This is a genomic window from Ectothiorhodospira lacustris (genome assembly GCF_022227785.1).
GTDB classification, from domain to species: domain Bacteria; phylum Pseudomonadota; class Gammaproteobacteria; order Ectothiorhodospirales; family Ectothiorhodospiraceae; genus Ectothiorhodospira; species Ectothiorhodospira lacustris.
The window spans coordinates 1-8,255 of record NZ_JAJNQM010000109.1; the positions used below are offsets into that span (position 1 = coordinate 1).

The 8,255-nt window shown below is 61.3% G+C and carries 11 protein-coding genes; 6 read left to right on the forward strand and 5 right to left on the reverse strand.

Features of this window, described 5'->3' with window-relative positions:
- Positions 1-69: 69 nt before the first annotated feature.
- The 3 genes from LQ952_RS14675 to LQ952_RS14685 form a co-directional block, all read right to left on the reverse strand.
- A complete protein-coding gene (locus tag LQ952_RS14675) occupies positions 70-1,008 on the reverse strand; it encodes a YihY/virulence factor BrkB family protein (protein ID WP_238623371.1) in 939 nt (312 codons plus the stop codon).
- A 59-nt stretch (positions 1,009-1,067) separates the two neighbouring features.
- The gene (locus tag LQ952_RS14680; protein WP_238623372.1) at positions 1,068-1,346 is read right to left on the reverse strand and encodes a hypothetical protein; all 279 of its coding nucleotides are present in this window, start codon (positions 1,344-1,346) and stop codon (positions 1,068-1,070) included.
- Between the two features lie 144 nt (positions 1,347-1,490).
- A complete protein-coding gene (locus LQ952_RS14685; RefSeq protein WP_238623373.1) occupies positions 1,491-2,303 on the reverse strand; it encodes a hypothetical protein in 813 nt (270 codons plus the stop codon).
- A gap of 150 nt (positions 2,304-2,453) precedes the next feature.
- On the opposite strand from LQ952_RS14685, the gene LQ952_RS15955 reads away from it, so the two are divergent.
- The 6 genes from LQ952_RS15955 to LQ952_RS14710 all read left to right on the forward strand — a co-directional run bounded on the left by LQ952_RS15955 (position 2,454) and on the right by LQ952_RS14710 (position 7,151).
- The gene (locus tag LQ952_RS15955) at positions 2,454-2,585 is read left to right on the forward strand and encodes a hypothetical protein (RefSeq protein ID WP_274522037.1); all 132 of its coding nucleotides are present in this window, start codon (positions 2,454-2,456) and stop codon (positions 2,583-2,585) included.
- Between the two features lie 119 nt (positions 2,586-2,704).
- Positions 2,705-5,128 carry a type I restriction-modification system subunit M gene (locus tag LQ952_RS14690; RefSeq protein WP_238623374.1) on the forward strand — a complete coding sequence of 808 codons (2,424 nt, stop codon included), beginning with the start codon at positions 2,705-2,707 and terminating at the stop codon, positions 5,126-5,128.
- Positions 5,121-6,416, forward strand: coding sequence for a restriction endonuclease subunit S (locus tag LQ952_RS14695; protein WP_238623375.1), 1,296 nt, complete (start codon positions 5,121-5,123; stop codon positions 6,414-6,416). Before LQ952_RS14690 ends, LQ952_RS14695 begins: the two co-directional genes overlap by 8 nt.
- Before the next feature lie 47 nt (positions 6,417-6,463).
- On the forward strand, positions 6,464-6,700 hold the full coding sequence (locus tag LQ952_RS14700) for a GmrSD restriction endonuclease domain-containing protein (RefSeq protein WP_238623376.1): 237 nt from the start codon (positions 6,464-6,466) through the stop codon (positions 6,698-6,700).
- 41 nt (positions 6,701-6,741) lie between these two features.
- Entirely contained in the window at positions 6,742-6,987 is a 246-nt protein-coding gene (locus LQ952_RS14705; protein WP_238623377.1) for a hypothetical protein, read from the forward strand.
- A complete protein-coding gene (locus LQ952_RS14710; protein ID WP_238623378.1) occupies positions 6,984-7,151 on the forward strand; it encodes a hypothetical protein in 168 nt (55 codons plus the stop codon). Before LQ952_RS14705 ends, LQ952_RS14710 begins: the two co-directional genes overlap by 4 nt.
- On the opposite strand, the gene LQ952_RS14715 is transcribed toward LQ952_RS14710, so the two are convergent.
- Positions 7,148-7,711 (reverse strand): PIN domain-containing protein, encoded by a 564-nt coding sequence (locus tag LQ952_RS14715; RefSeq protein ID WP_238623379.1) that lies wholly within the window; start codon positions 7,709-7,711, stop codon positions 7,148-7,150. The two genes, LQ952_RS14710 and LQ952_RS14715, sit on opposite strands and share 4 nt — an antisense overlap.
- Entirely contained in the window at positions 7,711-8,163 is a 453-nt protein-coding gene (locus LQ952_RS14720; RefSeq protein ID WP_238623380.1) for a helix-turn-helix domain-containing protein, read from the reverse strand. The genes LQ952_RS14715 and LQ952_RS14720 overlap by 1 nt, the downstream gene beginning before the upstream one ends.
- Positions 8,164-8,255: the final 92 nt, after the last annotated feature.

The window sequence follows — 8,255 nt, forward strand, 5'->3', positions numbered from 1 at the left end:
ACGCCGTCCGCGCTATCCTTCCCCGCCCTGAACGGCGCGGCAAGCTGGAACCTGGTTACGGCTTCAACCTCAGATTTTCTGCACTTCTTCGATCAATTCTCGGCGCACACAAACCGCCGTGCTCTTGGGCAAGACGGGCTTGCCTCTGGCTTCGAAATGCGCGCGCGTAAACGCAGCCCCGAACAGGAGGATCATGGAGGAATAGTTTACCCAGAGAAGGAGCAGCGCCAGAGAGCCGGCGGCACCATAGGTCGATGCTGTCGCAGTATAGGCCAGGTAGACGGAGATCAGGGAACGGCCTACCGTGAACAGCACTGCAGTGATTAACGCGCCGAGCAGGACGTCTCGCCAAGACAGCACCACGTCTGGCAGGATCTTGAAAATTGCCGCGAACAGGAACGTGACCACGAGCAACGACAGGAATATCTCCATGCCCACCATCGCCCAACCAGGAACCGGTAGCCATTCGTCCGCGAACGCCATCACGCCACGCAAAGCCACTGATAATATGAGCGAGACCAAGAGGGTGAACCCGATGGCCAGGATGATGGTCAGCGACAGCACCCGGCTCTTGACGAAGATCCACACGCCGCTCCTGGAGGGTCGCGGCGCGACCTCCCAGATCTGATTCAGGGACAGCTGCAGTTGGGCGAAAACCGTGGTGGCACCGACTACGGTGGCGATGATCCCAATCAACGCCGGCCAGATGCCACTCTGATCGATCTGCGAATTGATCACTGCTTCCTGCACCATGCCTGCCGCTTCCGGACCTAAAGTCCCCTCGAGCTGCCCAAAGAGTTCACCCCGGACAGCACTCTGGCCAATCACCAGCCCGACCAGAGTGACAATCACTAACAGGATCGGCGCGATGGAGAAAACGGTGAAGAACGCCAGCGCTGCGGCATAAATGAAGGCCTGGCTCGCCAGCAAAATCCGGCTTGCAGCAGCCAGGATGCTGAGCCAGTGCCTCACCGGAGCGGGGAGTTTTTCGTAGATACCGAAAGGCATGGGTCGAAAACGCCTCGTCTTTGGAGTCAATGTCGATCTCTTACCACCCAGTATAGTGGCTATCCGATCTTTGGCGCAGATCGGCGGCCGTGCGAGGTGGTGATGCCCACGTGAGCGATTTCGCCATCGGCCTTCATCTGCTTGAGGACGTCCATGTGCACGAAGTGGTCCGTGCCGGGCAGGATGAATGCTTCGAAGGTCGGCACGTGTTCGCAGTTTGCTTCTATGTTGGTCGGCCAGAGGTCGGCGATGACCCAGTCGCGCAGGCCGGTGTCAGTGGCGTCGACGAACATGCTGGCGACGAAGGGCCTGGCGGCGGCAACGAAGTCCTGGCCCAAGGGCTGCAGTCCAGGCTTGGACTTCCTCTGGGCTCAGGCCTTGTCCGAGGTCATGGAACGTGTCGACGCGTTCGACCTGTTCAGCCTCGACCACGGCGCGCACGTCTGCACCGAATGCGATGACGTGAGCAATAGCGTGCCGCTTTAGCCATCGATTCCGAGCCAGGTGAGTGTAACCGTCGCCCGTGCCGGCGGTAAGCCGTAAGGCTGGAGGGTCGGTCCCGAGCCCGCAGGCTGTGGGGACGGAGGCTTAGTGAGCTCAGGCGTGACGGTGGCGTTCACCTGCAGCGTCGTACATACCCCAGGCCATTGATCCATCTCGTCGGCGCCGGCCTGAAAGTTCGTTCGGATCGTGAAGCGCGCCCGGGTACCCCCCGGTGCAATGACGATTTGATTTGCAGAGGTCCACGTACGAGCCGGTGTGCTGGTAAACGAGATCCGCACCGGGTGGGGGTAGGTTTGAGCCAGTTCGATGGTGCCGCTGATTTCGATCGGCGAAACATAGTACGCCATGAAACGACGAGCGTTGCTCATCGAGTCGCTGGTGCCCGAGCTTGGAATCTGCGTGGCGCCTGCTGGGCGCAACGAACCGAGTATGACTGCACTCGACGCCGGCGCGGGATCGACGATGATTTCCTGGTGACTGACGTGGGCACCTTGTTGCGGGCTGGCAGGCAGCGTCCCTGCCACTTTCACGCAGCCACCGGGTGAGTTTTGAGGGACCAGAACCCGAAACGACCGGGACGCATTGCCTGCGGTGACGACCCGATTCAACGGCACGGTCACGATGCTGTTCTGTGCCGAGAGGGGGCGCGTTGTGAACTCCACGGACGTGTTGGTGGGAGCAGGTTGACTCAGCGTCACGGTGGAACCAGCGGTCTCGCCGGGTTTGAGGATGTCGTTGGCAAAGGTTATGGATTGTATGGATTGGGCCGAAGCGGCGGTGCCGATGGCCATGCAGCAGAGTGCAAGGATCGTGGAGTGCCCCAGTCGGTATTTATGAATCCGACGCCAAGAAGGGCTGGTTCTCGTACCAAGGTTCTTGGGGTGCATTCTGGCCATCCTCTCAGGCTGGTTTTTGGTCCAGAGCTAAGGAGCGAAACCGTGGTGGCAGGCTCATTCGTAGCATGGCTGGAGGGTATAGGCAATATAAAGCGTCCTTTCGCCGGCCGGTGCCTGCTCCTCGCCGACAACGCGGCTGTCTACGACCCGTTGCTGGCGGACCTGGGCACCCCCTGAACCCCCCCGGGCTCCACCAAGTCCTTGTGGCCTTCTGTTCCCCGATTTGATGAGCTACGCTACCCGGCCGCCACGGCCGCCCTGGTGCGGCCGGCTCATCGTAAACGGAACCGCAGCCCATGATCCTCACCCTCAACCAGCTGGAACGGCACCTGTTCAAGGCCGCCGACATCCTGCGCGGGCGCATGGATGCCTCCGAGTTCAAGGAGTACATCTTCGGCATGCTCTTCCTGAAACGCTGCTCGGATGTCTTCGAGCAGCGCCGGGAGGAGGTGCGTGACCAGCTCAGGCAAGCGGGAGCAGGCGAGGCCGATATCCTTCAGCAGATGGAGGCCCCCGACTGGTACCGCGCCACCTTCTACGTGCCGCCCCAGTCCCGCTGGTCGCACTTGCTGAACGAGGCCCATCAGGGCGTGGGCAGCGCGCTCAACAAGGCGCTGGCCGGCCTGGAGGAGCACAACCCCAGCCTGGCCGGGGTGCTGGAGCACATCGACTTCACCCGCAAGGTGGGCTCCACCACCCTGCCGGACAAGAAACTCCGAGACCTGATCGTTCACTTCAGCGAATACCGCCTGCGCAACGAGGACTTCGAGTTCCCCGACCTGCTCGGCGCCGCCTACGAATACCTGATCCGCGATTTTGCCGACTCCGCCGGCAAGAAGGGCGGCGAGTTCTACACCCCGCGCCCGGTGGTGCGCATGATGGTGCGGCTGATGGACCCGCAGGAGGGCCACAGCGTGTATGACCCGTGCATGGGGTCCGGCGGTATGCTGATCCATGCCAAGGAGTACCTGGAGGAGCAGGGCGGCAATCCGCGTCGGCTCAACCTGTTTGGCCAGGAGGCCTCCGGCTCGGTATGGGCCATTGCCAAGATGAACATGCTGCTGCACGGCGTGAATAGCGCCGACCTGCGCAACGACGACACCCTCACCGACCCGAAGCACGTGGATGGCGGCGAGCTCAAGCGCTTCGACCGCATCCTCACCAACCCGCCTTTCTCCATCGGTTACACGCCGAGCCGGCACTTCCCGGAGCGCTTCCACTACGGCAGCGTGCCGGAGGGGGCCAAGAAGGCCGACCTGATGTTCCTGCAGCACATGGTGGCCTGCCTCAAGTCCGATGGCCGCCTGGCCACCGTCATGCCCCACGGCGTGCTGTTCCGGGGCGGTGACGAGAAGCGCATCCGCGCCGGTCTGCTGGAGGATGATCTGGTGGAGGCGGTGATCGGCCTGGCGCCCAATCTTTTTTACGGCACCGGCATCCCCGCCAGCATCCTGGTGCTGCGGGCCAAGGGGGCCAAGCCCGATGAGCGACGGGGGCAGGTACTCTTCATCAACGCCGACCGGGAATACCACGAGGGCCGCGCCCAGAATCACCTGCTGCCGGAGCACATCGAGAAGATCGCCAGCACCTACGACGCCTTTGAGGACGTGCCCGGCTTCGCCCGGGTGGTGCCGCTCGCGGAGCTGCGCGACAACGACTACAACCTCAACATCCGCCGCTACGCCGACAACACCCCGCCGCCGGAGCCTCAGGATGTGCGCGCCCACCTCAAGGGCGGCATCCCGGTGGCCGAGATCGCCGCCAGGCGCCCGCTGTTTGATGCCCAGGGCCTCGACCCCATGGGGCTGTTTACGCCCAGGGCGGATGACCCTGACTACGTGGATTTCGCCGAGCCCCTGACCGAAAAGCGAGACCTCAAACCCGCCATCGAGGCAGACGCCGGCCTCACCGCCAAAGAAGCCAGCGTGATGGCCGCCTTCGAGGCCTGGTGGGCCGAGCATGGCGGGAGCATTACCGGCCTTTCCGGCAACGGTGGCCGCCTCACCCAACTGCGCGACGAGCTGCTGGGCAGCTTCTCGGCGGCGCTGGAGCCCACCGCCATGCTGGACCGTTTCGCGGTGCGCGGCATCATTGCCGGCTTCTGGTTCGACAACAAGAACGAGTTCCGCACCCTGCAGGCCCGCGGCTGCCTGGGCGTGGTGGACGCCTGGCGCACTGCCATCGTGAGCCTTTTGGAAGACGAGCAGAGCAAGGCCAATCCCCTCGACCACCGTCTGGTCCACTTCCTGATGGAGGGCTATGTGGCCGAACTGGAAGAGCTGGCTGCCCGCAAGGCGGAACTAGATGCCCGCATCAAGGCCGCCGAGGCCAGGCCTGACGGTGATGACGGCGACGAGGTGGAATCCGACGGCAGTGAGGACGACGACGCCCCGACGCCGGAGCAGATCAAGGCCTGGAAGAGCGAGCGCACCCAGGTCAGGAAGCAGCACAAGGCCAAGGTGGCCAGCTTCGAGGCACACCTGAACGCCGCCGTGGACGCCCTGGACGAACTGGCTGCCGCCGAGCTGGTGGGCACCATTTTGCACAACGACCTCACGGGCATTTTGGAGCGCTATATTCGCCAGCAGCGCCAGCAGGTGATCGCCGCTTTTGAAACTTGGTGGGACAAGTACCGGGTGACGTTGGGGGAGATTGAGGCGGAGCGGGATGCGGCTGCGAGGGAGTTGCGGGGGTATTTGGAGGGGTTGGGGTATGTTTGAGGTATTGCCTCTCGGTGTACTCGTTGAAAAACAGCAGGGGGGAGGCACTCCACCCCGAAATGAACCGAGCTTCTGGTATGGCGATATACCTTGGGCGTCCGTCAAGGACTTCAAGGATGATCAGCTGGAATTGCTGGCTACTGAGGAAACAATTACCAGTTTGGGGCTGCGGTCTAGTACCAGCAGTCTCGTTCCTCCTGGTACTCCTATGGTCTGTACCAGAATGGCTGTTGGAAGGTGTGCCGTTAGTCCAACACCCACAGCAATCAATCAAGATATTCGGGCTCTGTATCCTAAAAAAGGTGTCGACCCCCGGTATCTTCTTCGCGTGATTGCAAGCCTGCGGGGAAAAGCTGAAAGCCTTTCAGTTGGCTCGACAGTAAAAGGAATACGCTCATCTGATTTTTTGGCAATAAAAGCCCATATTGCCCCTGAAAAAGAGCAGGGCACCATTACCCGCATCCTCGACACCCTCGACACCCAAATCCAGAAAACCGAGGCACTGATCGCCAAGCTGGAGAAGGTCAAGGAGGGCCTGCTCCACGACCTGCTGACCCGCGGCATCGACGAGAACGGCCAGCTCCGCCCCAGCCCCGAGCAGGCGCCGGAGCTTTACAAGGATTCGCCGCTGGGGTTGATTCCGAAGGGTTGGGGCGTTGGCTCACTGGGTGATCTGTCAGAAATTGTTAGCGGGGTTACGCTCGGCGGCAAATCAGGAAGCAGTGCATGGCCACTGGTGCCTTACCTACGGGTGGCAAATGTTCAGGACGGCTACCTCGATCTTTCCGAGGTAAAGCTAATTAGGGTGAGTTCTGTAGATCTTGAAAAGTATCGACTCCTGCCAGGTGATGTTCTTATGAATGAAGGAGGCGATTTCGACAAGCTTGGTAGGGGGGCACTGTGGCAAGGCCAGATAGGTCTTTGTATCCATCAAAATCATGTGTTCCGTGTTCGTACCACCCAAAGCGTACTGAACCCCCACTTCCTCACTGCCTTCTCATCGTCAGCCATAGGGAAACGTTACTTCATTCGATCATCGAAGCAGAGCACCAACTTGGCTTCAATAAACTCAACCCAATTGAAAGCTTTTCAGGTTTCACTACCATCCAACACTGAACAAGAACTCATAGTGAAAGAGCTACAGGCAATGGCCTCAAAAATTGAGTCTGAGAAAGCTCTCCTGGACAAGCTAATCATCCAAAAGTCAGGCCTCATGAACGACCTCCTCACCGGCCACGTCCGCGTCACCTCGCTGCTCGACCAGGCCCAGACCCCCACCCCGGCATAGATCGGGGCATCCGTAACATCAGGACCACATCGTTCAGGGAACCCTCCATGACCACCTTCGACAGCACCAAGCGTTCTCTCCCGGAACTGCTCAAGGACATCACCACCGGCAAGATCCAACTCCCCGATTTCCAGCGCGGGTGGGTGTGGGACGATGACCATGTGCAAAGCCTGCTGGTCAGCATCGCCCGCTCCTTCCCCGTGGGCGCGGTGATGCTGATGGAGACCGGCGGCGAGGTGCGTTTCGAGACCCGCCCGGCGTCACCAAGGACCCGAGTTAGCTGATCCTCGATGGCCAGCAGCGCCTCACCAGCCTGACCCAGGCGGTGGGCCTGGACACCCCGGTAGATAACCGGACCGCCAAGGGCAAGCCCATCAAGCGCCATTATTATTTCGATATCCGCACTGCCCTGGAGGGGGCGGATCGCCTGGAGGATGCGGTGATCGCGGTGGACGAGCATCGCCAGGCCCACAAGAACTTCAGCCGCGACGTGGATATCGACCTCTCCACCCGCCAGCTGGAGTGCGTCTGCAGGATCATCAGCAGGTCCAACTCGAGGATGAGGCGATGAACGCGATCCTTGAGGGCCACCGCATCCCCGCCGCGACGCTGCGTGACGATGACTTCGACGCCTTCTATCAGCAGCGCAAGCGCCGCCTGCTGGAGATCATCGAAAAGGCCATGGGCAAGAAGTCGTTGTGCAAGTTCGCCCAAGCAGCTTTCCGAACAAGCTAAAGTAGCTCGATGAAGTCCTGCAATCGGTCGGCGGTGACGACCAGGCCACAGGCTGCCAGAGTATCGAGATACTCCTTGGCACTTTTCGGAGGCTTGCGCAGGCTGGTGCGGTGGCGATGGACGGTCCTGAGCACCAGCCCCTCGTTCAGCTCGAACTGCTGTTCCAGGAAGGTATCGGGATGGACAGCCTCGACCCCGAAGCTGGCCAGGGTGTCGGTAGGGAAGTCCTTCAGATTGAAGGTGATAATTAGCTGCGCCCCGGCACGAATGGCTGCGGCCAGCACATGACGGTCGTCAGGATCGGGTAGCTGAAGCGCCGGGATCAGCGGCTCGTGTCCGGTGACCAGGGCATCTGGCACCGCTTGATTCATGAGTCCGACGGTTCGCGGTAGCGCGTCCGCCAGTTCGGGACGCTTCTTGAGCAGGTTGCGCGTCCACTCGTCGTGGATCTGCTCGGTCCAGCGCGCGGCATAGAGTCCCGAGATGGCCAGGCGCATCAACAGGTCCCGCAGGGGCGCGGGATAGAGCACGCAGGCGTCGTAGACGACTACGAAGCGCATCAGTAGCCCATGTCCAGGTCCTGAGCCTGATCGGCCAGCTCCTGTAGAGCAGCCTCGGAGGCCTCCTCCTGCTGGCGCTTGTAGGCCAACAGATCCTGCAGGCGAATCCGCCGGTGCGTGCCCACTCGGGTGAAGGGAATCGTGCCCTCTTCGAGCAGCTTGACCAGATGCGGCCGCGAGACATTCAGCATGTTGGCGGCTTCCTGGGTCGTCACCTCGGTATGGGTAGGCAGGATGGTCACGGCATTGCCCTGGGCCATCTCGGTCAGCAGGTCGCGCAGCAGCACCAGCGCCTGACGGGGCAGCACCAGATCTGCTCCATCCAGCTTGATATGCGCCCGGTCGCTCTCGGGCCGCTCACGGAGCAACTGGCTAAGCTCGGTGGCGCTGGCCCTGGCCAGATGGGTGAGCTCGCAGTTTTCAGGCACTGTATCTTGGGTGGCGGTGTTCATAGAATCTCCGCAAGGAAACCCGCGATTTCAATCGCGGGAGGAATTGCGGGTGCGCGAAGCGCACCATGTGGCGTAAACTTTGACCCATGGTT